The 21847-nt window shown below is 61.6% G+C and carries 19 protein-coding genes; 9 read left to right on the top strand and 10 right to left on the bottom strand.

What is annotated here, in order from left to right:
- The first annotated feature begins 31 nt into the window (after positions 1-31).
- A complete protein-coding gene (locus tag AQUI_RS0103955) occupies positions 32-1264 on the top strand; it encodes a Tm-1-like ATP-binding domain-containing protein (RefSeq protein WP_027256349.1) in 1233 nt (410 codons plus the stop codon).
- A gap of 230 nt (positions 1265-1494) precedes the next feature.
- Positions 1495-3585 (top strand): 3-hydroxyacyl-CoA dehydrogenase NAD-binding domain-containing protein, encoded by a 2091-nt coding sequence (locus tag AQUI_RS0103950; protein WP_027256348.1) that lies wholly within the window; start codon positions 1495-1497, stop codon positions 3583-3585.
- A 184-nt stretch (positions 3586-3769) separates the two neighbouring features.
- Here the strand turns inward: AQUI_RS0103950 and rpe are convergent, their stop codons facing one another.
- Positions 3770-4459, bottom strand: a complete 690-nt coding sequence (rpe, locus tag AQUI_RS0103945) for a ribulose-phosphate 3-epimerase (protein ID WP_027256347.1) — start codon at positions 4457-4459, stop codon at positions 3770-3772.
- A 215-nt stretch (positions 4460-4674) separates the two neighbouring features.
- Here rpe and phnC point away from each other — a divergent pair, with 215 nt between their 5' ends.
- The 5 genes from phnC (at position 4675) to AQUI_RS0103920 (ending at position 9465) form a co-directional block, all read left to right on the top strand.
- On the top strand, positions 4675-5493 hold the full coding sequence (gene phnC, locus AQUI_RS0103940) for a phosphonate ABC transporter ATP-binding protein (protein ID WP_027256346.1): 819 nt from the start codon (positions 4675-4677) through the stop codon (positions 5491-5493).
- Positions 5494-5559: 66 nt separating this feature from the next.
- Positions 5560-6462: a phosphonate ABC transporter substrate-binding protein gene (phnD, locus tag AQUI_RS0103935; RefSeq protein WP_027256345.1), complete on the top strand. Its 903-nt coding sequence runs from the start codon at positions 5560-5562 to the stop codon at positions 6460-6462.
- Positions 6463-6576: 114 nt separating this feature from the next.
- A complete protein-coding gene (gene phnE / locus AQUI_RS0103930; protein WP_027256344.1) occupies positions 6577-7446 on the top strand; it encodes a phosphonate ABC transporter, permease protein PhnE in 870 nt (289 codons plus the stop codon).
- The gene (gene phnE / locus AQUI_RS0103925; protein WP_027256343.1) at positions 7443-8825 is read left to right on the top strand and encodes a phosphonate ABC transporter, permease protein PhnE; all 1383 of its coding nucleotides are present in this window, start codon (positions 7443-7445) and stop codon (positions 8823-8825) included. The genes phnE (AQUI_RS0103930) and phnE (AQUI_RS0103925) overlap by 4 nt, the downstream gene beginning before the upstream one ends.
- Before the next feature lie 25 nt (positions 8826-8850).
- Positions 8851-9465, top strand: a complete 615-nt coding sequence (locus tag AQUI_RS0103920; protein ID WP_027256342.1) for an LbetaH domain-containing protein — start codon at positions 8851-8853, stop codon at positions 9463-9465.
- Between the two features lie 223 nt (positions 9466-9688).
- On the opposite strand, the gene AQUI_RS0103915 is transcribed toward AQUI_RS0103920, so the two are convergent.
- A complete protein-coding gene (locus AQUI_RS0103915; protein WP_027256341.1) occupies positions 9689-10762 on the bottom strand; it encodes an Mrp/NBP35 family ATP-binding protein in 1074 nt (357 codons plus the stop codon).
- Between the two features lie 265 nt (positions 10763-11027).
- Positions 11028-12056, bottom strand: a complete 1029-nt coding sequence (gap, locus tag AQUI_RS0103910; protein ID WP_027256340.1) for a type I glyceraldehyde-3-phosphate dehydrogenase — start codon at positions 12054-12056, stop codon at positions 11028-11030.
- Positions 12057-12199: 143 nt separating this feature from the next.
- On the opposite strand from gap, the gene AQUI_RS0103905 reads away from it, so the two are divergent.
- Positions 12200-13204: a LacI family DNA-binding transcriptional regulator gene (locus tag AQUI_RS0103905; protein WP_027256339.1), complete on the top strand. Its 1005-nt coding sequence runs from the start codon at positions 12200-12202 to the stop codon at positions 13202-13204.
- Positions 13205-13351: 147 nt separating this feature from the next.
- On the top strand, positions 13352-13567 hold the full coding sequence (locus AQUI_RS0103900) for a hypothetical protein (RefSeq protein WP_027256338.1): 216 nt from the start codon (positions 13352-13354) through the stop codon (positions 13565-13567).
- Between the two features lie 68 nt (positions 13568-13635).
- Here the strand turns inward: AQUI_RS0103900 and AQUI_RS0103895 are convergent, their stop codons facing one another.
- From AQUI_RS0103895 to AQUI_RS0103865, 7 genes are all read right to left on the bottom strand, one after another.
- Positions 13636-14781 (bottom strand): iron-containing alcohol dehydrogenase, encoded by a 1146-nt coding sequence (locus AQUI_RS0103895; RefSeq protein WP_027256337.1) that lies wholly within the window; start codon positions 14779-14781, stop codon positions 13636-13638.
- A gap of 65 nt (positions 14782-14846) precedes the next feature.
- Entirely contained in the window at positions 14847-16229 is a 1383-nt protein-coding gene (locus AQUI_RS0103890; protein ID WP_027256336.1) for an aldehyde dehydrogenase family protein, read from the bottom strand.
- Between the two features lie 100 nt (positions 16230-16329).
- Positions 16330-17682 carry a glutamine synthetase family protein gene (locus AQUI_RS0103885; RefSeq protein ID WP_027256335.1) on the bottom strand — a complete coding sequence of 451 codons (1353 nt, stop codon included), beginning with the start codon at positions 17680-17682 and terminating at the stop codon, positions 16330-16332.
- 115 nt (positions 17683-17797) lie between these two features.
- Positions 17798-18832 carry a TRAP transporter substrate-binding protein gene (locus tag AQUI_RS0103880; protein ID WP_027256334.1) on the bottom strand — a complete coding sequence of 345 codons (1035 nt, stop codon included), beginning with the start codon at positions 18830-18832 and terminating at the stop codon, positions 17798-17800.
- 52 nt (positions 18833-18884) lie between these two features.
- The gene (locus AQUI_RS0103875; RefSeq protein WP_027256333.1) at positions 18885-20387 is read right to left on the bottom strand and encodes a TRAP transporter large permease; all 1503 of its coding nucleotides are present in this window, start codon (positions 20385-20387) and stop codon (positions 18885-18887) included.
- Positions 20387-20983 (bottom strand): TRAP transporter small permease subunit, encoded by a 597-nt coding sequence (locus AQUI_RS0103870; RefSeq protein WP_027256332.1) that lies wholly within the window; start codon positions 20981-20983, stop codon positions 20387-20389. The genes AQUI_RS0103875 and AQUI_RS0103870 overlap by 1 nt, the downstream gene beginning before the upstream one ends.
- A complete protein-coding gene (locus AQUI_RS0103865; protein WP_027256331.1) occupies positions 20976-21761 on the bottom strand; it encodes an N-formylglutamate amidohydrolase in 786 nt (261 codons plus the stop codon). Before AQUI_RS0103865 ends, AQUI_RS0103870 begins: the two co-directional genes overlap by 8 nt.
- Positions 21762-21847 lie beyond the last annotated feature (86 nt).

Below are 21847 nucleotides of genomic sequence, written 5' to 3'. Positions count from 1 at the left end.
CGCAGAAGGCGAACCAAGGTGGGAGCGGGAAATGACATGTAAAACGATTCTGGTTGCCGGAACGTACGATACTAAAGACGATGAACTGAGCTATCTGGCGGAGGTGATCCGCGGGCAAGGCGGCAAGGTGCTGACGATGGATGTCAGTGTGCTGGGGGATCCCAGCCAGCCCGCGGATATAAGCAAACATGAGGTGGCGGAGGCTGGCGGCAGCTCTATCCGGGCGGCGATCGGTACTGGCGATGAAAACATTGCCATGCAGATCATGGGGGCTGGTGCGGCGGCCAAGGCACTGGAGCTGTACCGCGACGGCCGCATCGACGGAGTGATCGTTCTGGGCGGCACCATGGGCACCGATCTGGCGCTGGACATGTGTGCGGCATTACCGGTGGGGGTGCCAAAATACATCGTCTCAACTGTCGCATTTTCACCGCTGATGCCGCCCGAGCGGATCCCGGCGGATGTGCAGATGATCCTTTGGGCAGGTGGGCTTTACGGGTTGAACTCGATCTGCAAAGCGTCCCTGTCGCAGGCCGCCGGTGCGGTTCTGGGCGCAGCACGGTCGGTGGAACCGCCCAAGCGGGACAGGCCGCTGATCGGCATGACCTCCTTTGGCAAGACTGTGCTGCGTTACATGGTGACGCTGAAACCAGCGTTGGAAACGCGCGGGTTTGAGGTTGCGGTGTTTCACGCAACCGGCATGGGCGGGCGGGCGTTCGAAAGCCTGGCCGCTGAGGGCGCTTTCGCGGCGGTGATGGATTTTGCCCCGCAGGAAGTGTCGAACCACTTGTTCGGCGGGCTGTCGGCGGGGGCTGACCGGATGACCAATGCAGGCAGATATGGCACACCGCAGCTGGTGGCGCCTGGCTGTTATGATCTGGTGGATTTTGTCGGCTGGCAAGAGACGCCCGCGCAGTTGAAGGGACGGGAAACACATGCCCACAACCGGCTGCTTACCTCAGCGATGCTGGTAGCCGCTGAGCGGCGGCAGGTGGCGCAAGTGATTTGCGGTAAACTGGCGACTGCCAAGGCCCCTGTTGCGGTGCTGCTGCCCGCTGGCGGTTGCAACGAATGGGACCGCCCCGGTGCCCCTTTGCATGATGGGGAGGGGCTTGCGGCCTTTTGCGATGAAATGCGGGACTCCTGCCCGGTGACTGCCGAACTTCACGAGCTGGACTGCCACGTCAATGACGCTGAATTTTCAGCCAAGGCATTGGAAATCCTGGATGGCTGGATCTCCAGCGGGGTGGTGAATCCCGGCTGAGGTGCCTGGCGGCAGTGCTGCCGGACAAGGCGTTTCAATAAGTTTCCATTTTCCCCGCTTTCTGTTACGAAACTGCTGGCATGATTGGCCGCCGGAAGCTGTGAGCCCCGCGACGAGGGGATTGCGTGTCTTCTGCGGCCATTGGGGCTTTGCGCCGGTCCGGCTGCTGTGCCTAATCTGTTGGGAGCCGGGCGCAGCCGCTGCCGCCGCGGAAGAGAGAGGAAGACCGGATGAGTGAAGCCATTGCATATGAGCGCGTGGGCGAGATAGCAGTCTTGAAGGCGCAGAACCCGCCTGTGAACGCGCTGGGTATTGAGGTGCGCAAAGGGCTGCTGGCCGGGATTGAACGCGCTGAGGTTGAGGGCGCCAAGGCAGTGCTGATCTATGGCGCGGGCAGGACATATTTTGCCGGTGCTGATATCCGCGAGTTCGGCAAACCGCCGCAGGCCCCCTATCTGCCGGGGCTGTGCAGCCGGATCGAGGCCTCACCGCTGATCGTGGTCTCTGCATTGCATGGCACGGCACTGGGGGGCGGGCTGGAGGTGGCCTTGGCTTCGCATTACCGGATTGCGGTGCCATCGGCCAGGATGGGGTTGCCGGAAGTGAATCTGGGCATTCTGCCAGGTGCGGGCGGCACCCAGCGGCTGCCGCGTCTGGCGGGGACCGAAGCGGCGCTGGAGATGATCACCTCCGGTCGCCATGTCAGCGCGGCGGAAGCGCTGGAAAAGGGAATAATCGACAAGATCGAAGACGGCGATCCGCGCGGGATCGGCCTTGCTTACGTGCAAGAGCTGCTGCAGATGGGCGCCCTGCGCCGGGCCGTTGGGGAAATGCGCGCGCCGGAAGCGGTGGACTTTGATGCGGCCTATACAGCCACGCTGAAAAAGGGCCGCGGCCAGCTGTCTTCGGCCACGGCTGTGCGGGCGGTGCAGGCGGCGGCTGAGGCAGAGAGTTTTGAGGCGGGCCTCAAGCGCGAGCGCGCGCTGTTCATGGAGCTGATGGAGTCTGATCAGCGGCAGGGGCTGATCCATGCCTTCTTCTCGGAGCGCGCGGTCAGCAAACTGCCGGAGCTGGAGGGCATCGCGCCGCGCGAGGTGGCTTCGATGGGGGTGATCGGTGGCGGCACCATGGGGGCGGGGATCGCCACTGCGGCATTGCTGGCGGGTCTGCCGGTGGTTCTGATTGAAATGACTGATGACGCCACGGCTGCAGCACGCGGCCGGATTGAAGGCAACCTGAAGGGCGCCCTGAAACGCGGCAAGATAACCGAGGCTCAATATGATCAACTGACCGGGTACGGGCTGACGGTGTCCACAGATTATGCTGCGCTGTCACAAGCGGATCTGGTGGTTGAAGCGGTGTTTGAGGACATGGGCGTCAAGCGCGAAGTATTTGGCAAGCTGGATACCCATTGCAAACCGGGTGCGGTGCTGGCGACAAACACTTCTTATTTGGATGTGGACGAGATTGCCGCCTCCATTTCCCGGCCGCAGGAAGTGATCGGGTTGCATTTCTTCTCGCCCGCGCATGTGATGAAGCTGCTGGAAGTTGTCGTGGCAAAGGATACCGCGCCGGAGGTGTTGGCGACCGGTTTTGCCCTTGGAAAGCGACTGAAGAAAGTTGCGGTGCGCTCGGGCATTTGCGACGGGTTCATCGGCAACCGGATCATGAACGCCTACCGCAAGGCGGCGGAGTATCTGGTGCTGGACGGTGCCTCGCCTTATCAGGTGGACGCGGTTGTAACCGGGTTTGGCTTCCCGATGGGGCCGTTTGCGATGGGGGATCTGGCCGGGCTGGACATCAATTGGGCGGCCCGCAAGCGACGCGCGCCGGCACGGGATCCGCGCGAACGGGTGCCGCGGTTCTACGAGATGCTCTGCGAGGGCGGCGATTTTGGTCAAAAGACCGGCAAGGGATTTTATATCTACGAGGAGGGCACGCGCGGCGGCGTGCCGAACCCGCAGGTGGCCGGGCTGATTGCCCGGGATCAGGAAGAGCAGGATGTCACCCCGCGGGAATTCCCGGACGCGGAGGTGTTGCGGCGCTATATGTGTGCCATGGTCAACGAGGCCGCCAAGGTGGTGGGTGAAGGCATTGCCCGCCGCCCGCTGGACGTGGATATGGTGATGCTGTTCGGCTACGGCTTCCCGCGCTTCTGGGGCGGGCCGCTGAAATGGGCGGATCTGCAAGGTCTGGACGATATTCTGGCGGATATCCGGGCCTATGCGGCAGAGGATGATTTTTTCTGGCAGCCCGCGCCGTTGCTTGAGCAGCTGGTGGCGGACGGGAAAACCTTCGATGACCTGAACAAGGGCGGTTAAGCCGGGGGCGAGCGCCCTTCCGGCCCGTCGAGGGCATCAGGGCGCGGCCCGGCAATGCCGGGCTGGACGCGCAGACACTGGCCGTATCACGAAAAAGCGCCGCGCGGAACGCGCGGCGCTTGGGCCAACAAGAGCGGCGCATCTGTGATGCGCCTGGCGATTGACGGGAGTTGCCCTTTGCGTTTTAGGTCCAGGTGCCCTCGGTGGCCGCACGGATCTTGCGGATATTATCGCCGTAGACTTCGGGATCGTTGACCGAGCCGCCCTTGAACACAGCGGAGCCTGCCACCAGCACGTCGGCACCGGCTTCGGTGACCAGCGGCGCGGTGGCAGGGTCCACTCCGCCGTCGATTTCGATATGCACCGGGCGGTCGCCGATCATCGAACGCAGGCTGCGGATCTTGGCGGTCATGTCGATGAACTTCTGCCCGCCAAAGCCGGGGTTCACGGTCATCACGCAGACAAGATCGGTAAGGTCCAGCAGGTGCGCTACTGCTTCCGCCGGGGTGCCAGGGTTCAGTGCGACGCCTGCCTTCATTCCGGCTCCGCGGATCGCCTGCAGGGTGCGGTGGATGTGCGGTCCGGCCTCGATATGGGCGGTCAGCACGTCGGCGCCGGCGTCGGCATAGGCGTCAATATAGGGATCGACCGGCGCAATCATCAGATGCACATCCATCACCGTTTTCACATGCCGGCGGAACGCCTTCACCGCCTGTGGGCCGAAGGTGAGGTTCGGCACGAAATGCCCGTCCATCACATCCACATGCACCCAATCGGCGCCTTGGGCCTCAATGGCCCGGATCTCCTGGCCGAAGTTGGCGAAATCGGCGGAAAGGATCGAAGGCGCGATCTTGATATTGCGGTCAAAGGACATCTGGCAGCTTCCTTTTGCAAAGGGAATTGAGGAGTCGATGGCCGTATAGACCGTCCCGGCCCCTGTGGACAGGGGCAGAATGCGCAGCAGGCCCGTAACCCTGTGCTGTACGCCCGTGGATTGCGCGGGGCGGCGTTACAAAACTTTCACGGCAGTGACACATGAGGTTTGAGCAAGCGCACTAGGCAAGTCCCGAACGAAGAGGGAGCGCCCCGGTGCTGCGCATTGATAAACTGACAAAACGGTTCGGCGGCAAGATTGCGGTGGATACTGCCACGCTGGACATCGACAAGCCCTGCATGATCGGCATTATCGGCCGCTCCGGTGCAGGCAAATCCACGCTTTTGCGGATGCTCAACCGGCTGGAAGATGCCAGTGACGGGCGCATTCTGTTTCAGGACCGTGAAATCACAGGCCTGAACGGCAAGGACAAACGGGCCTGGCAATCGGACTGCGCGATGATCTTTCAGCAGTTCAATCTGGTGCCGCGGATGGATGTTGTGTCCAACGTGCTGCACGGCACGCTGAACCGGCGCAACGTGATGGCGACGCTGTTCAACCTCTACCCGATGGATGACATTCACAGGGCAATCGACATCCTCGACCGTCTTGGCATCGCCGAACATGCTGCCAAACGGGCCGAGGCGCTGTCGGGCGGCCAGCAGCAGCGGGTGGCGATTGCCCGTGCGCTGATGCAGGACCCCAAGATCATTCTGGCGGATGAACCGATTGCCTCGCTTGATCCGATGAACGCCCAGACCGTGATGGAGGCGCTGCGCCGTATTCACGAGGAAGACGGCCGCACGGTGATCGCCAACCTGCACACGCTGGATACTGCGCGCCGCTATTGCGACCGGGTTGTCGGAATGCGCGACGGGCGCATCGTCTTTGACGGGCTGCCCGAGCAGCTGACCACCGGTGTCGCCCGCGAAATTTATGGCGCCGGGGATGAGTTCTCTGAGGCGGCTACCTCAACCGAGATCGAAACACTGGAAAAGACGGACGCGCTGCGCGCCGCCATTCCTGCCGAATAACCCCGAAATGTTTTCATCGACCCCGGGGGCTGCTCCCCGGGGATTGACCAACCGGAGAGACAAAAGATGAAGAAACTGATTGCTGCCGTTCTGGCGACCACCGCGCTGACCGCCCCCGTTGCGGCAGAAGAAATCAAGGAATTCCGTATCGGCATCCTGGGCGGCGAGAACGCACAGGACCGTCTGAGCAAACAGGAATGCCTGCGTGAGCAGACCGAAGAGCTGCTGGGTGTCGAAACCAAACTGTTTGCACCTGCCGATTATAACGGCGTGATCCAGGGTCTGCTGGGCGGCACCATCGACATGGCCTGGCTGGGCGCATCGGGTTATGCCAAGACCTATCTGTCCAACCCCGAAGCGGTTGAGCCGGTTCTGGTCAAGGTCAATTCGGACGGCGGTTTTGGCTACTATTCGGTTGGCTTTGCGCGCAAGGACAGCGGCGTCGCTTCGCTGGAAGACCTGAAGGGCAAATCCTTTGGTTTTGGCGATCCGAACTCCACCTCGGGCTACCTGATCCCGTCGATCGAAATCCCGCAGGTCACTGGCGCCACCATGGACTCGGGTGATTACTTTGGTGAAGTGAAATTCACCGGCGGTCATGAGCAGACCATTGTTGCCGTGGCCAATGGCGATGTCGCTGGCGGTGTCAGCTGGGCCGATGGTCTGGGCGAATGGGAGGACGGCTACAATTCCGGAGCTCTGCGCCGTGCCGTGGATGCGGGCCTGGTGGACATGAACGATCTGGTCGAAATCTGGAAATCCGCGCCGATCCCGGAAGGCCCGTTTGTGCTGCGCACCGAATTGCCTGCGGATGTGAAGGTCAAGATGACCGGTCTGCTGGCCTCAATGAACTCAATCGACCCGGACTGCATGTACAACGTGCTGGGCGGTGAATCAAAAGGCCTGATGCCGATCACCCATGACGCCTATGAGGTGATTATCGAAGCCCGTAAGCTGAAGTCCCAGTAATTTCAGCCCAGTACCTTTGATATTGCGCTCTGCGGGGTCCGGATTTTCCCCTGGATCCCGCAATTTTCTTGATGGCGCCTGCATTCGCCATCCCTTCAAAACCAGGACCCTTACATGGCAGATCTGACAGCCGCCCGGCCGGGCATCGAGGACATCCGGCAGCAATACACCGCCCATACCCAGCGCAAGCGGCTGTACGGCGGCATACTGCTGGCCATTTTTGTGGCGCTGATGGCGGCGGGGTTCCGCACCGCGGATGCGCGCAATGCCGGCTCTTTTGCCGATGGGTTCACCCGCATCTTCGACTACCCGGCTGAGGTTCTGGCAGAAGCGTCCCAGAAGGCAGCCCAGCTGCCCGGCCATGTGGTGCATTTCTTTCCTGCACTGGTGGAGACGCTGAATATCGCCGCGGCATCGACCCTTGTCGGTGCGGTGTTTGGAACCCTGTTGTCGCTGCTGGCGACCCGCGGGATGGCGCCCTGGCCTGCGCTGATCCCGCTGTTCCGCAGGATCAGTGACATCTGCCGCGCGATCCCGGAAATCGTCATCGCGCTGGTGCTGATCTTTGTCCTTGGCGGCGGTCCGGTGCCTGCAATGATCGCCATCGCCATCCATACCGCCGGCGCGCTGGGCAAGCTGTTTTCCGAGGTGAACGAAAACGCCTCGCTGAAACCTGTAGAAGGTCTGTCATCGGTCGGCGCCACCTGGGCGCAGCGGATGACGCTGGGGGTGATCCCGCAGGTCGGACCGAACTACGTCAGCTACGCGCTGCTGCGGTTTGAGATCAACATCCGTGCCTCGGCCATTCTTGGTTTTGTCGGGGCGGGCGGCATCGGCTACGAGCTGAAAAACGCCATGTCCTGGGGGCAGGGGCGTTATGACGAGGCCGCCGCGATTTTCCTCCTTCTTTTTGTCACCATCGTTGCCGTCGACCAGCTGTCCGGCATCCTGCGCGACCGTCTGACCCATGGAGCGAAAGCATGACCACTTTCGATACCACTCTCACTCCGGCAGAGCTGAAGCTGGATATCTCAAGGCTATTCCTGAAGAAGCGGCTGATGGGTTTTGCGCTGCCTGCCGCGGTGCTGGTCTATCTGGCTTATGTCTTTGTGGCCTTTGATGTTCTCGGGCTATGGGAGAAAGCGAGCCTTGAGAACGCCAGAACCCTGGTCAGCGACAGCTACAGCTATAAGACCCATGTGACCCGCGACAACCGCAACGGCGCGGTTTCGGTCTCGATCGAAGGGGAGCGCAAGGGGGCCTACCCCGATGGAACTGCACCGGATTGGGTTGCCTTAGGCGAGGCGGGCGAGACTACGGTGATTGACCTTGAGGACGGCCATTCCGTTACCTTTGGTCCGGAAACCATCGAATACGCGATCCCCGGCTATGGCATCGTGCGCGCCACTCCCAGCCGCAGCGCAGGCGTTCAGGCCGAGCTGCCGGCAGGCAGCGTGCCGGAATGGATCAGCGTCTCCAAGAACCGGCTGGCGGTCAAAACCGGGGCCGGGCGTCTGACCGTGACCCGCAACCGGGCCGAAGTGTTCCGCTATTTCGCAGGCTGGGAGCTGTTCTTCTTCACCCTCGACAGCCCCTATTACGGCATGGGGGCAGGAGAGCTGCTGCAGCGTGCTGCCACGGGTGAGGCAGGCGCGATTTTCCAGGAGTTCTGGACCAACAAGATGTGGCGTCATCAGGACGTGGCCTGGGCGATTGCGGAAACACTGCTGATGGCGTTTCTGGGCACTATCGGCGCAGGGATCATCGCACTGCCGCTGGCCTTTGCCGCCACCCGGAACTTCATGCCGTTCCGTGCCTTGCGCTTTGCTATGCGTCGGCTGTTCGATTTCTTCCGCGGGGTGGACTCGCTGATCTGGACCGTGGTGCTGGCGCGTGCCTTTGGCCCCGGTCCCCTGACCGGTGCGCTGGCGATCCTGGTCACGGACACGGGCACATTCGGCAAGATATTCTCGGAAGCGCTGGAGAATGTCGACCGGAAGCAGATTGAGGGTGTTGCTTCCACCGGCGCCAAACCGCTGCAGCGTTACCGGTTCGGAGTGATCCCGCAGATCACCCCGGTGCTGCTGAGCCAGCTGCTGTATTTTCTGGAATCCAACACCCGCTCTGCCACCATCATCGGTGCAATCACGGGCGGCGGCATCGGCTTGCTGCTGACCCAGGCGATCATCACCCAGAAAGACTGGGAGGAGGTGGCCTATTACATCACGCTGATCATCCTGATGGTAATGCTGATGGACTGGTTCTCGGGCTGGCTGCGGCGGAAGCTGATCACAGGCGGCAGCGGACCGGGCAAACGCAAGGCGGTCAAAGGGCAAGAGGGCGGCACCTTCCTGCTGCCCTGATCCCGGATGTTTCAGAGGAAAGACTATGGCCCGTTTGCAGGCAGAAGCCCCGTTCCTTCACCCGGAATGCCAGATTACAGACAGCTGGTTCGGGCGCTACGTGGAGATCGGCGCAGGCAGCCGGATCGCGAATTCAGCGGTTGGCGACTACAGCTATTGCGACCGCACCTGCGATATCGCCAATGCAAAGATTGGCAAGTTTTCTAACATCGCCAGCTTTGTCCGGATCGGCGCGACCGATCACCCGATGGAGAAGGCCTCGCTGCATCATTTCCACTATCGTTCCGGCGACTACTGGGACGATGCGGAGCATGATGCAGAGTGGTTCTCCCATCGCGCCGGGCGCAGGGCCTTTATCGGCCACGACACTTGGATCGGCCATGCTGCGATCATCAAGCCCGAGGTGACCATCGGTCATGGTGCGGTTGTGGCTTCGGGCGCCATCGTGACCAAGGATGTGGCACCCTACACGATAGTGGGAGGTAACACCGCCAAGGTGATCCGCCGCCGCTATACCGAGGCTGTTGCCGTTCAGATGATGGATCTGGCCTGGTGGGACTGGGACCACGACACTTTGCGCGCCGCATTGCCGGATTTCCGAACCTTGCGGGCGGAGGCGTTTCTGGAGAAATATGCCTGATCCGGCGGGCGGGAGGCTCCCGCCTGTTCCTGCGCATTCACAGAATGCGCTTCACGGTTGGGCGTGGCGCCGCTGAGCGGCGAAAAGGACCTGCTGAGACGCGCTTGATGGGCAATTCTGCCCGTCAAGCGTCTTATCCATTGTATTGTCTGCTATCCCCGCCTCAAGGGTAAACGGCGCTGCGCGCCGCCGCTTTGCGGCCCTTGACCCGGGGACGGCACGGCTATGCGGCGCCTGCGTCCACCAGCTGGGTGGCGATATCAAGGAATACTCTGGCCTGGGCGCTGTCAGGCTGCGCTGCCACAATCGGTGTGCCGTTGTCGCCGGCCAGGCGCACATCCAGGTGCAGCGGCACCTCGCCCAGCAGCGGGACATTCAGCTTATTCGCCTCCTGCGCCACGCCGCCATGGCCGAAGACATGTTCTTCGTGGCCGCAGTTCGAGCAGATGTGGGTCGACATGTTCTCGATCATGCCCAGGACCGGCACGTTCATTTTGCGGAACATGTCGATGCCCTTGCGTGCATCGATCAGCGCCACATCCTGCGGAGTGGAGACCACAATGGAGCCGTCCACATGGGTCTTTTGCGCCAGCGTCATCTGCACGTCGCCGGTGCCCGGCGGCAGGTCGACGATCAGAACGTCCAACTCGCCCCATTGCACCTGCAGCAGCATCTGCTGCAGCGCGCCCATCAGCATAGGGCCGCGCCAGATCACCGCCTGGTCTTCGCCGGTCATCAGACCCATCGACATCATGGTGACACCATGGTTGCGCAGGGGCAGGATGGTCTTGCCGTCAGGGCTGGCAGGCCGTCCGCTCACTCCCAGCATCTTGGGCTGCGAGGGGCCGTAAACATCTGCATCCAGCAGCCCCACCTTGCGCCCCTGCATTGCCAGCGCACAGGCAATATTGGCCGAGACGGTGGATTTTCCGACCCCGCCTTTGCCGGAGGCCACCGCGAGGATCCGCGCCACGCCCGGAACCTTCTGGGGTGCTGCCTGCTGCTGGGCCTGGGCGGGTTGCCTTGGCTTCAGATCCGGCGGCGCCTTCTGTGAATGGGCGGTCAGCATGGCCGAGACCCTCTCGACCCCCGCCAGCGCAGCCACCGCGGCGTCAGCCTGATCGCGGACCGGGCCATAAGCCTCGGACTTGCCAGGGTCGATCTCCAGCACAAAGCGGACGGTGCTGCCCTCGACGGTCACTGCACGCGCGATGCCTGCGCTGATTATATCTTTGCCGCTGACAGGGTCGGCGATGGATTTGAGCGCCTCAAGGACGGTTTCACGGGAGATGGTCACGCCGTTTTTGCTCCTGTAACTGGTCATGCTTTGCGCCTGTTCTGGCGCAATTCAGCGCGGTATGCCAGCGCTTCGCTGCGTGGAGTTTGATTTGGCGCATCCTGGAGTCAGCTTTTGCGCCAGCTGGTCTTGTCCGGCAGACGGCACGGAGAGTCAGCGGCAGAACGCAACCGCGCCGCGCGTCAGCGCGGCGCTGGGCCCAACGGGAGGAGGGCACCCGCGGGTGCCGGACGACAGGCGGGAGCCCCCCGTCAACTGGCCCTTGTTAGCTGGCCAGTGCGACCTCGGCGGACCTCATCACCTCGCCAATACGGCGGCCGGTGTCCACCATACGGTTGGAAAAACCCCATTCGTTGTCATACCAGCTGACCACCCGCACCAGACCGTCGGCGGTGACAGCTGTCTGGGCCGCGGCAAAGCAGCTGGAATGCGGATCGTGGTTGAAATCGACCGAAACCAGAGGGTCTTCTTCATACGACAGAATGCCCGCCAGGCCGCTCTCGGCTGCCGTCTTCATCGCGGCATTGACGGCCTCCACGGTGGCGGCGCGTTCCGGCACAAAGCTGAGGTCTGCCACGGATACATTCGCGGTCGGCACCCGGATTGCCGAGCCTTCCAGCCGCCCCTTCAGATGCGGCAGCACCTCGGAGATCGCCCGGGCCGCCCCGGTGGAGGTGGGGATCATCGACAGCGAAGCAGCGCGGGCGCGGTACAGGTCCGAGTGGCTGGTGTCATGGGTCGGCTGGTCGCCGGTATAGGCGTGGATCGTGGTCATGTAGCCGGTCTTGATGCCAAAGGCATCGTCCAGCACTTTGGCCAGCGGCGCCAGGCAGTTGGTGGTGCAGGAGGCGTTAGAGACGACTACGTCGTCCGTCGTCAGATCCATGTGGTTGACGCCGTAGACCACGGTGCGGTCGGCATCTTTGCCGGGGGCGGAGATCAGCACCCGCTTGGAGCCGTTTTTCAGATGCTGCGCGGCGTCACCGCGGGCCGTGAACAGTCCGGTGCATTCATAGGCGATATCGACATCCTGCCAGGGCAGCTCCTCCGGGTTGCGGATGGCGCTCAGCCGGATGCTGTGACGGCCCACCCGGATCAGGTCATCGGCCAGGAACACGGGCGTCTTCAGGCGTCCATGCACGCTGTCGTATTTCAGCAGATGCACCAGGGTCTCGGGCGGCGACAAGTCGTTGATGGCAACAACTTCGATGTTTTTTTCGCCGCTTTCCAGAAGCGCCCGCAGCACCCCGCGGCCAATCCGCCCAAACCCGTTGATTGCGATTTTCAGTGTCATGCCTCACCTCTGGCTGCTGGACCGGAATGATCCCGGTAACGATAACGGTTTCGATACCGATATCGCTAACGAAAAAAATAATCAACCCCCGCGCCGGCAGAGCAGCCCTTGCGGCTGCCGGCAAAGTGCTTGACCATGGGCAGATGACCAAGAAACTGCTGCTGAAAGACGTGGCCCACCTGGCCGGCGTCAGCGAGATGACCGCCTCCCGTGCCCTGCGCGGGGCCCCGGATGTGTCCGCCAAAACCAAGGCCAAGGTCGAGGAAATCGCCCGCAGCCATGGCTATGTGCCCAATCGGATTGCCGGCTCGCTGTCCTCGCAATCGGTCAATCTGGTTGCGGTGGTGGTGCCGTCGCTGAACAGCTTTGTCTTTCCTGAGGTGCTCTCGGGTATCTCCGCCGTTCTGAAGGGCAGCCCGCTGAAGCCGGTGGTGGGGATCTCCGGATATGACCTTGAGGAAGAGGAAGGCGTTATCCGCGAAATGCTCAGCTGGCGCCCGTCCGGGTTGATTGCCGCAGGTCTGGAACATACCGAGACGACACGGAGGATGCTGCAGCAGGCCGATTGTCCGGTGGTCGAGGTGATGGATGTGGACGGCGACCCGGTCCGCCACTGCGTCGGCATTTCACATCTGCAGGCAGGCCGCGACATGGCAGAGCAAATTCTGGCCTGCGGTTACCGCAAGATCGGCTTCATCGGCACCAAGATGCCGCAGGACTTCCGCGCCCGGAAACGCTTTGACGGCTTCACGGATGGTTTGGCCGCCCAAGGTGTCGCCCTAGGTGATATTGAGCACTACGCCGGCGAAAGCGCGATTCTGACCGGCCGCCAGCTGACAGCGCAGATGCTGGCGCGCAACCCGGATCTTGATTGCATCTATTATTCCAGCGATGTGATGAGCGTTGGCGGCTTGATGCATTGCCTGGCCGCAGGCCTGTCGGTGCCGGGCAATATAGCGCTGGCCGGCTTCAACAATCTGCAGATCCTGCAGGGCATGCCTCAGCAACTGGCCACGACGGACGCCTGCCGCCGTGAGATTGGCGAGCGCGCAGCGCGGGTCATCCTGCAATCGCGCGAGGCTGGCAACACGGACAGTCTGGTGTTCGACCGGCTGTGCCCCGCGATCAGCCTAGGTGAGACACTCTGACAGCCTCCCGGCGGCTGAAACCGGCGGCGTTTCCGGCATTCGGGGCAGGGCGGGGCTGTTTTTGGCGCTTTCCTGTGGCTTTGCGGCCCGCCATGGGGCAGCCTGTAGGCAGCCAGTTCAGTCCAGCCAACCGGAAAAGGAGCCCAGATGCCCCAGTACAACGATATGTTCGAACTGTCCGTTACGGATATGGAGCTGATAGAAACCGCTCTGCAAACCACAAGGGACACTCTGTCAGAGGCCCAACCGGCAGCGGGCAGCAGCGAGGACGAGACGCTGCGCCGCGTGCATGAGCTTTTGGGCCGGCTGCACAATCAGAAAATCTTCTACTACCCCAAGGACAAAGTTTACGTCAGCGGCTGACGCTGTGCCGGAACGAAACAGCGCTCCCCGCCGGGCGGAGAGCGCTGTAACCTGTCATAAGGCCTCTTTTACATCGCGGCTTTGAACAGCTGGGTGAGGTTTTCCTCAGTGAGCTTGATGGGGTTGCCGCCACAGCTGGGGTCGACTATCGCGCCTTTGACCAGGTCGGGGATTGCAGTCTCGGTGACGCCCAGATCTGCCAGCTTACGGGGGATGCCCAGGGAGTCGTTCAGCTCCTGCACAAAGCTGCGGAAGCCGTCAAAGCCGCCCTCGATTCCGAGGTAGGCCGCTGCCATGGTGAAGCGGTTTGCAACCGCGGGGGCGTTGAGCTCCAGCACGCTGGGCATGCAGACCGCGTTGGTAGTGCCATGGTGGGTGTTGAAATGGGCGCCGATCGGATGGCTCATGGCGTGGATGGCGCCGAGGCCCTTCATGAAGGCGGTGGCCCCCATCGCCGCGGCAGACATCATCTGCGCGCGGGCCTCGATATCGGTACCGTCGGCATAGGCGCGCGGCAGGTAGTCCTTGACCAGCCGCATCCCCTCCAGCGCGATGCCCTGGGACATCGGGTGGTAGTGCGGGCTGGAAAACGCCTCAACGCAATGGGCAAAGGCATCCAGGCCGGTGCCTGCGGTGATGAATTTGGGCATGCCCACCGTCAGCTCGGGATCGCAGATCACCACCGCCGGCAGCACCTTAGGGTGGAAGATGATCTTCTTCTGGTGGCTGACACTGTCGGTGATGACGCTGGCGCGACCCACTTCAGATCCCGTGCCTGCGGTGGTTGGCACCGCGATGATCGGCGCAATTGCGTCAGCATCCGCGCGGGTCCACCAGTCGCCGATGTCCTCAAAATCCCAGACCGGCCGGGTCTGGCCGGCCATAAAGGCAACCATCTTGCCCAGATCCAGGCCTGAGCCGCCGCCAAATGCGATCACCCCGTCATGACCGCCCGCCTTATAGGCTTCGACACCGGCCTCCAGATTCTTCTCATTCGGGTTCGGGTCCACGTCCGAGAACATACCGCGGCCCAAGCCTGCGGCGTCCATGATGTCTAGGGTGCTCTGGGTGACAGGCAGATCCGCCAGCCCCTTGTCGGTGACCAGCAAAGGCTTCGTGATGCCAGCAGCGGCGCAGGCATCGCCCAGTTCCTTGATCCGGCCGGCGCCGAACTTGATTGCGGTCGGATAGGACCAGTTTCCGTTAAGGCTCATGTTGTCGTTCCTTTGATTCAATGGCCCGCCCCGGGGTGGAGACGCCGGGGCAGGCGGGGCCGCCCTTAGCCGGTCACTTTTTTCAGGTGATAGGACTTCGGACGGGTCAGATTGTGATAGCCGATGACCGAGAGGCCGCCGCCGCGGCCTGTATCCTTGCAGCCGGTCCAGCACAGACCAGGATCCAGGTAATCGGCGCGGTTCATGAAGACGGTGCCGGTCTCGATCCGGTCCCCGACGCGCTGCGCCCGCTCCACGTCCCTGGTCCAGAGCGAAGCGGTGAGGCCGAAGTCGCTGTCGTTCATCAGGGCAACGGCTTCGTCGTCCGAGGCGACCTTCATGATGCCAACCACCGGGCCAAAGCTTTCCTCGCGCATCACCCGCATGTCATGGGTGACTCCCGTCAGGATCTGGGGTGTCAGATAGGCGCCGCCGTCGTCCTCGGCAAAGGGATCGATATGGGTCACGGCACCAGCCTCGACCGCCTCGGCGATCTGGCCACGTACTTCGCCTGCAAACCGCACATTGGCCATCGGGCCAATCGTTGTTTCCGTGTCCAGAGGATTGCCCAGCTTGTAACCCTTCACGATGGCAATGGCCTTCTCCAGGAAGGCATCATAGAGGCTTTCATGCACATAGATCCGCTCGATGCCGCAGCAGCACTGGCCGGAGTTGAACATCGCGCCGTCAATCAGCGTGTCCACCGCCGCGTCCAGATCAGCATCCTCCATCACATAGCCCGGATCCTTGCCGCCCAGCTCGGTGCCGACGCCGGTGAAAGTTCCCGCCGCAGCGCGCTCCATCGCCTGGCCGCCGCCCACCGAGCCGGTGAAGTTCACGAAGTTGAACGCCTTCTCTGCAATCAGTGCCGAGGTGGTGCCATGGTCCAAAAAGACATTCTGGAACACATCCGCAGGCACACCCGCCGAAACAAAAGCCTGCGCCATGCGTTCGCCTGCCAGCAGCGTCTGGGTAGCATGTTTCAGCACCACCGCATTGCCTGCGATCAGGGCAGGGGCCACAGTGTTGATTGCGGTCATATAGGGGTAGTTCCATGGCGCCACGACAAGCACGACCCCATGCGGGACACGCTTGATATAGCGTTTAAAGCCGGCGTCCTCACCAACCTCGATATCGGCCAGCGATTCCACAGCGATCTTCGCCATATGCGAGGCACGTTCGTTAAAGCCGCCGAACTCGCCGCCATAACGCACCGGCCGGCCCATCATATGGGCCAGTTCCGGCACGATTTCATCGTTCATCGCGCCAACGGCAGCGACGCCTGCCATCACCAGGCCGATTCGCTCCTGCAGGGAGCGAGCGGCCCAGGCGGTCTGGGCCGCTCGGGCGCGCGCCGCCGCGTCAACAGCCGCCTCTCGCGACAAGGTTTCGCGTTCGGCAAAAACCGATCCGTCGATCGGCGAGATGCACTTTAGTGTCTGGCCCATGCCATCAACTCCATTCCAAGGGACACTGCCGCCCCTGCTTCTTTCTGGTCAAAAATACCTCGTGGGTCAGGGGGCTGGCCCCCGGTCCGCCGGGGCCGGATCACGCCCGCTCGAAGCCGCGTGCGATCTCGTAGTCGGTAACCACGCGGTCAAACTCCTCGATCTCCACCTCGGCGGCGCGCACATAATGGCCGACCACATCTTCGCCAAGGGCGGAACGCAGCATTTCCGACCCTTTCAGCGCCGCCGCTGCGTCGCGCAGGGTGCCGGGGATCATGCCGCTGTCGCCCTGGTAGACATCCCCCTTGGCCGGCGGCTGCAAATCCAGCCCTTCCTCAATGCCGGCAATGCCCGCCGCCAGCATGCCCGCCATCGCCAAATAGGGGTTCATGTCGGAGCCCGGAATGCGGCATTCGACCCGGATCGCCTTGGTCCCTGCGCCGCACAGGCGGTAGCCGGCGGTGCGGTTGTCCACCGACCAGATGATCCGCGTCGGTGCAAAGGTGCCCTTCATGAAGCGTTTGTAGCTGTTGATATAGGGCGCCATGAAGGCGGTATAGTCGGGGGCGTATTTCAGCAGCCCGGCCATATATGCTTTCATCAGCGGCGACATGCCCAGCTCATCCGACGGGTCGTGAAACACGGGCTTGCCGTTCTGCCACAGCGACTGATGCACATGGGAGGAAGAGCCGACCTTTTCGTGGCTCCATTTCGGCAGGAAGGTTACCGCATGGCCCTGCTGGTGGGCGATTTCCTTCACCGCGTGTTTCGCGATGGTGTGGTATTCTGCCGTGTCCATTGCCGCGGCGTATTTGATGTTCAGCTCTTCCTGGCCGGTCTCGGCCTCGCCCTTGGAGTTTTCGATCGGCAAGCCTGCGTCCCACAGGTGGTTGCGGATCGGGCGCATCACATGCTCCTCGCGGGAGGTCTGCAGGATGCTGTAATCCTCGTTGTAGCCCGAGATCGGCGCCAAATCTCGAAAGCCCGATTTGCGGATCTCGTCAAAGCTCTTTTCGAACAGGAAAAACTCAAGCTCAGTGGCGCACATGGCGTCATAGCCCATCGCCTTAAGCCGGTTCACTTGGGCCTTCAGAATGGCGCGGGGGGAGTGCGAAACCTCTTCATGCGTGTGATGATCCAGCACATCGCAGAGCACCATCACTGTGCTGTCCAGCCACGGCACGGGCCTGAGGGTGGCGAGGTCAGGCTTCATCACATAATCGCCATAGCCGTTTTCCCAGCTGGTCGAGGCATAGCCGTCCGGCGTCGCCATCTCCAGGTCCGTCGCCAGCAGATAGTTGCAGCAATGGGTCTCTTCCCAGGCGCCGGCAACAAAATGCTTGGCGTGGAAACGCTTGCCCATCAGCCGACCCTGCATGTCCACAAGACAGACCAGAACGGTGTCGACCAGACCCGAAGAAACCTGGGATTTCAAATCATCGAAGGAGAGCATGAGCAGCCCTTTGCGTGTTCAGGCCAAAACTTTTCTTCAAAAGTTTTGGCAAATTCCTTGAGTAAGGAATTTGGCCCGCTGCGGTGCAGGCCAAATCCTGTTTTTCAACAGCCCCTTAGCCGTAGCGGTAGGGGCGGCCCGCTTTTTGCATGTCGGCGTTGTACTTCTTGAAGATCTCGACAACCTTTGCCTTTGTTTCGGATTCGGCTGCGATCTCGTCCCAGAACTTCACTGCCGCGTCTTCGACTTGTGCCCATTCGTCATCCGGAATGGTGGTCAGCTTCATGTCGCTGCCGTTAACGCGCAGGTTGGCTTCACCGCCCCAGTACCACCACTGGCGGTAGTAGTGCGACTGGTCGCAACAGACGCGGAACAGGGTCTGCAGGTCTTCGGGCAGTTCATTCCAGCGGCCCTGGTTTGCAAAGAACGACCCCGCCCAGGCGCCGGAGATGTTGTTGGTCAGGAAGTAGTCGGTGACCTTGGACCAGCCGACGGTGTAATCCTCGGTGATGCCGGACCAGGCGATGCCGTCCAGCTCTCCGGTCTGTACTGCGACCTCGATGTCTTCCCAGGGCAGGGTGACCGGCACAACACCGAACTGCGACAGGAAGCGGCCCGCGGTCGGGAAGGTGAAGACGCGCTTGCCCTTCAAATCCGCCAGCGAATTGATCGGGTCCTTGGTGGCAAAATGGCAGGGATCCCAAGCACCGGCAGAGATGTGCTTGACGCCGACCTTGGAATACTCTGCGTCCCAGATCTCGTTCAGGCCGTACTGGTTGAACAGCACCGGCACGTCCAGCGAATAGCGCGAGGCAAAGGGGAAGTAGCCGCCGAACACGGTGACCTCGGTGGGCGAGGCCATCGAGTCATCATCCGACTGCACCGCGTCGATGGTGCCGCGCTGCATGGCGCGGAACAGCTCGCCGGTGGGGACCAGCTGATCGGCGTAGAAAAGCTCGATCTGCATCCGGTCGCCGGCGATCTTGTTGAACATGTCGATGGCGGGTTTGATCACATGTTCACCCAGCGCCGCACCGGCATAGGTCTGCATCCGCCATTTGATGGTGGACTGGGCCAGGGCCGGGGTGGCCAGCGGTGCCGCCATGGCGCCAACGCCGGCGGTCTTCAGAAACTTACGTCTTGTTGTCATAACTCTCACTCCTTGTTGAAATATCCGGCCCCTTGGCAGGACTCTTGCTTGGTTATTTTCCGTAGACATATCCCGGCAGCCACAGGGCGATTTGCGGGAAGACCATGATCAGGGCCAGGGCCAGCACCATCACCGCGGCAAAGGGGATGATTGAGACATAGATGTCCTTCAGTCCGATTTCCGGCGGTGCCATTGCCCGCATCAGGAACAGGTTATAACCGAAGGGCGGCGTCATATAGGCGATCTGGGTGGTAATAGTATAAAGCACCCCGTACCAGATCAGATCGAACCCAAGCGCGCCCACCAGCGGCACATACAGCGGTGCCACGATCACCAGCATCGCGGTGTCATCCAGGAAGGTGCCCATCACGATGAAGCTCAGCTGCATCAGGATCAGTATCATCCAGGGGGAAAGGCCCAGCTTGGTAGTGAACAGGTCTTCGATGGCTTTGACCGCGCCGAGGCCGTCAAAGATCGCGCCAAAGGCCAGCGCTGCCAGGATGATCCACATGAACATGCAGGAGATGCCAAGGGTTGAGCGCACCGAAGTCTCAAACACATCCTTGGTCATCCGCCCCTTCAGCACCGCGGCAATAAAGGCGGTCATGGCACCGATGGCCGAGCTTTCCACCAGTGACGTCCAGCCGTTCACAAACGGCACCATCATCGCGGCAAAGATCGCCAGCGGCAGCACCCCGGAGAACAGCAGGCGGTATTTTTCCTTCATGAACACGTCTTTGTAGAACAGGGTGTTCTTGCGGGTCAGGAAGGACAGTGCTCCTAGGGCCAGCGCCACACCAAGCGCGGGTTTGGCTTCCATCGTGCCGGTCTTGATCAACAGCGGCACCAGCACCAACGCGCCCAGCACGATGTAGTTCAGGCGCAGCGGGTGGTCGGTGATCTGCTCGTATTCCGCCAGATCCTCAGGGTGCATGGCCGGACCCAGATCGGGCTGCATGCGGGAGCGGACATAGATGTAGATGATGAACATCGTGGCCATAAGCAGGCCCGGGATCACGCCGGCCAGCCACAGCTGGCCCACCGGCTGGCGGGCGATCATCGCATAAAGCACCAGCACCACAGACGGCGGCACCAAGATGCCAAGGGAGGAGCCTGCCTGGATGGTGCCGGTCACCAGGATCTTGTCATAGCCGCGGCGCAGCAGTTCAGGCAGGGCGATAGTTGCACCAATCGCCATGCCGGCCACCGACAGGCCGTTCATCGCCGAAATCAGAACCATCAGACCGATGGTGCCGATCGCCAGACCACCCTTCACCGGCCCCATCCAGACATGGAACATCCGGTAAAGGTCGTCGGCGATCTTTGATTCAGACAGAACGTAGCCCATGAAGATGAACATCGGCAGGGTCAGCAGCGGATACCATTTCATTAGCTTCATCGCTGCGGAAAAGGGGATCTCCACCCCGCCGGTGCCCCACAAGAGCATGCCCGCAACTGCCCCGACAAAGCCGATGGCGCCAAACACCCGCTGGCCGGTCATCAGCATCAGCATCATGCCGGCAAACATGACGATAGCAATCCATTCGTAGGACATCAGATTTCAACTCCGCGCAGGCGTCCGATATCCCGGAACAATTCGGCAAGGCATTGCAGCAGCATCAGAAAGACGCCGAAGCAGAGGATGGTTTTGACAGGCCACAGGAACGGCCTCCAGGCGGTTGAGCTGCGCTCGAGATAGCCGAGCTTTTCACCCGCAGCGGCGGGGCCTTCGCTCAGCAGGGTTTTGAGCAAGTCCCAGAAGAACTGCACAGGCTCCAGCCCGAAGTAACCCAGGGAATAGGCGGTGGAGCTGAGTGCCCCGTACATCAGGATCACCAGATAAGTTATCAGGAACAGCACGGTGAAAGCATCGACCAGCGCCTTGGTTTTTGTCGACCAGGCGCCATAAAACAGATCCATCCGGACGTTTGATCCCATCTGGATCGAATATGGTCCGCCTAGAATGTAATAGGCCACCATCACAAACTGCGCTGTTTCCAGCGTCCAGTGCGACGGGTCGAAAAAGGTCTTGGACACCGACGACCACAAAAGGACCCCGATCAGGGCAAAGATCAGATACATGGCGAAGCGGCCGATGAAACGGTTCATCGCATCGATGCCGCGGACATAGGCCCTTATTACTTTAGGCATCAAAGCCCCCTTCTGCCGCCAGCGCGGCCAGGGCCGGGCGCAATAATGTCAGCATTTCTTCTGCCATGGCCTCTTCTTCTTGCGGTGTGGTCACCAGATCATTGCGGATTTCGATCATCACATTGGCCAGTCCGTGCGCCAGCCCGTGGATCTTCAGCGAATGGGTGACGCCATCCGCAGGGCCATAGGGCTCATTCCGTTCCACCCGGCGGTGCGGCAGGGCAGTGGCCGCGGCCAGCATTGCGTCGGCCAGGTGGCTGTCGGTGTCATGCAGGATGCCGATTTCAACCGCGCGGGTTTCGCCGAAGTAGACCGGGGTGAAGCTGTGCATGGTAACCAGAACGGTTTGCAGCCCGGCATCTTTGCGGGCCTTGATGATCTCGGTGACAGTGCCGCAGAACGGTGCATAAACCGTGTCCGCACGCTCCTGCCGCTGCGCTGCGGTCAGGTCTTTGTTGCCGGGCACCTCTACCAATTCGGATTTCTCCGGCATCGCCGAGGCCGCCTCGGGCGGGCGGTTGCAGTCGTAAACCAGCCGCGACACGGTGCTGGCCACCAGCGGTGCATTCAGGGCTTTAGACATATGCAGAGCAATGGCCCGCGCGCCGGGATCCCAGGCGGCATGGCTCAGCCGGTCCTCGTCCCGCAGCCCCAGTCCGCTATAGCGTGCCGGGATATTGCTTGAGGCGTGCTCGCACAACAGCAGAACCGGGCTGGTGCCCTTACGGTTCACCACCTCCACTGCCTCCCCCTGAGCGTGAGAATCGCTCTCTCGCATATGCCGCCTCCCTGCGATTTGGAAAAATGTTTCCATGAAGAGATATTTGTGTCAATATCTTTTCATGATCGGTTCCGCACAGGGAT

The organism is Leisingera aquimarina DSM 24565, assembly GCF_000473165.1.
Taxonomy (GTDB): Bacteria; Pseudomonadota; Alphaproteobacteria; order Rhodobacterales; family Rhodobacteraceae; genus Leisingera; species Leisingera aquimarina.
This window is presented reverse-complemented; position numbering and strand designations above follow the sequence as displayed.

Excerpts from the sequence above, each read along its gene's own strand:
- AQUI_RS0103955 (WP_027256349.1), top strand. The coding sequence starts at position 32 with ATGACATGTAAAACGATTCTGGTTGCCGGAACGTACGATACTAAAGAC.
- AQUI_RS0103950 (WP_027256348.1), top strand. The coding sequence starts at position 1,495 with ATGAGTGAAGCCATTGCATATGAGCGCGTGGGCGAGATAGCAGTCTTG.
- rpe (WP_027256347.1), bottom strand. The coding sequence starts at position 4,459 with ATGTCCTTTGACCGCAATATCAAGATCGCGCCTTCGATCCTTTCCGCC.
- phnD (WP_027256345.1), top strand. The coding sequence starts at position 5,560 with ATGAAGAAACTGATTGCTGCCGTTCTGGCGACCACCGCGCTGACCGCC.
- phnE (WP_027256344.1), top strand. The coding sequence starts at position 6,577 with ATGGCAGATCTGACAGCCGCCCGGCCGGGCATCGAGGACATCCGGCAG.
- phnE (WP_027256343.1), top strand. The coding sequence starts at position 7,443 with ATGACCACTTTCGATACCACTCTCACTCCGGCAGAGCTGAAGCTGGAT.
- AQUI_RS0103920 (WP_027256342.1), top strand. The coding sequence starts at position 8,851 with ATGGCCCGTTTGCAGGCAGAAGCCCCGTTCCTTCACCCGGAATGCCAG.
- gap (WP_027256340.1), bottom strand. The coding sequence starts at position 12,056 with ATGACACTGAAAATCGCAATCAACGGGTTTGGGCGGATTGGCCGCGGG.
- AQUI_RS0103905 (WP_027256339.1), top strand. The coding sequence starts at position 12,200 with ATGACCAAGAAACTGCTGCTGAAAGACGTGGCCCACCTGGCCGGCGTC.
- AQUI_RS0103900 (WP_027256338.1), top strand. The coding sequence starts at position 13,352 with ATGCCCCAGTACAACGATATGTTCGAACTGTCCGTTACGGATATGGAG.
- AQUI_RS0103895 (WP_027256337.1), bottom strand. The coding sequence starts at position 14,781 with ATGAGCCTTAACGGAAACTGGTCCTATCCGACCGCAATCAAGTTCGGC.
- AQUI_RS0103890 (WP_027256336.1), bottom strand. The coding sequence starts at position 16,229 with ATGGGCCAGACACTAAAGTGCATCTCGCCGATCGACGGATCGGTTTTT.
- AQUI_RS0103885 (WP_027256335.1), bottom strand. The coding sequence starts at position 17,682 with ATGCTCTCCTTCGATGATTTGAAATCCCAGGTTTCTTCGGGTCTGGTC.
- AQUI_RS0103880 (WP_027256334.1), bottom strand. The coding sequence starts at position 18,832 with ATGACAACAAGACGTAAGTTTCTGAAGACCGCCGGCGTTGGCGCCATG.
- AQUI_RS0103875 (WP_027256333.1), bottom strand. The coding sequence starts at position 20,387 with ATGTCCTACGAATGGATTGCTATCGTCATGTTTGCCGGCATGATGCTG.
- AQUI_RS0103870 (WP_027256332.1), bottom strand. The coding sequence starts at position 20,983 with ATGCCTAAAGTAATAAGGGCCTATGTCCGCGGCATCGATGCGATGAAC.
- AQUI_RS0103865 (WP_027256331.1), bottom strand. The coding sequence starts at position 21,761 with ATGCGAGAGAGCGATTCTCACGCTCAGGGGGAGGCAGTGGAGGTGGTG.